Source organism: Isoptericola haloaureus, from assembly GCF_036689775.1.
GTDB classification, from domain to species: Bacteria; Actinomycetota; Actinomycetes; order Actinomycetales; family Cellulomonadaceae; genus Isoptericola; species Isoptericola haloaureus.
The window spans coordinates 1-761 of sequence record NZ_JBAGLP010000060.1; the positions used below are offsets into that span (position 1 = coordinate 1).

Annotated in this window: 1 rRNA gene; it reads left to right on the plus strand. The window is 78.8% G+C overall.

From position 1 onward, the window contains the following. The first annotated feature begins 153 nt into the window (after positions 1-153). Positions 154-270, plus strand: a 5S ribosomal RNA gene (rrf, locus tag V5O49_RS17030). The last annotated feature ends 491 nt before the right edge of the window (positions 271-761 follow it).

The following is a 761-nucleotide window of genomic DNA, read 5'->3' on the forward strand; positions in this document are numbered from 1 at the left end:
CGGTACTAACCAGCCGACAACTTCAACACACCTACACTGCTTGCTACGCGTCCACTGTGCGGTTCCCGAGAAACGGGCACCACCCCCACCCCCCCCGCCACCCTGCGTGGCAGCCGGGGCAAATACGTGGGGGACCCGACCACTCGATACTGTTACGGCGGGCACAGCGAGGCAGAAACGCCCGGGCCCATACCGAACCCGGAAGCTCCGCCCTTCAGCGCCGATGGTACTGCCCGGGAGCCGGGGTGGGAGGGCAGGACGCCCCCGGACACCCTTCCCAGCAGGCCCCCACCCCCGCGCGGGTGGGGGGCCGGAGTGCTCAACCCCCCCACCCCCGCGCCCCCCGCGCCCCCCGGCGGACCCCCGGGGCCCGGCCGCGGGGGGGGGGGGGGGCCGGGCCCCCGCCCGGGCTCCCCCCCGCGGCCCGCCCACCCCCGCCCCGGGCGGGGCGCGTGGCCCACCGGCAGTCCCCCCCGTGGCCTGGGGCCGGCACCTCGGCCCCCCAAACCGGGCGCCCTGACCGGCGGGCCCCCGCCCCCCGGGGGGTTGGGGGCCGGACGGCTCTATCCCCCCACCCCCGCGCCCACCGCGCCACCCGGCCGCCCCCCGGGGCCCGGCCGCGGGGGGGGGGGCCGGGCCCCCGACCGGTCTCACACCGTCGGCCGACCGACCACCGTCCCGGACGGGACGCGTGTCACATCGGCAGTCGTCTCCGTGTCATCGGGCCGTCACGTCGGCCCACTAGACTGGCGGCCATGTCC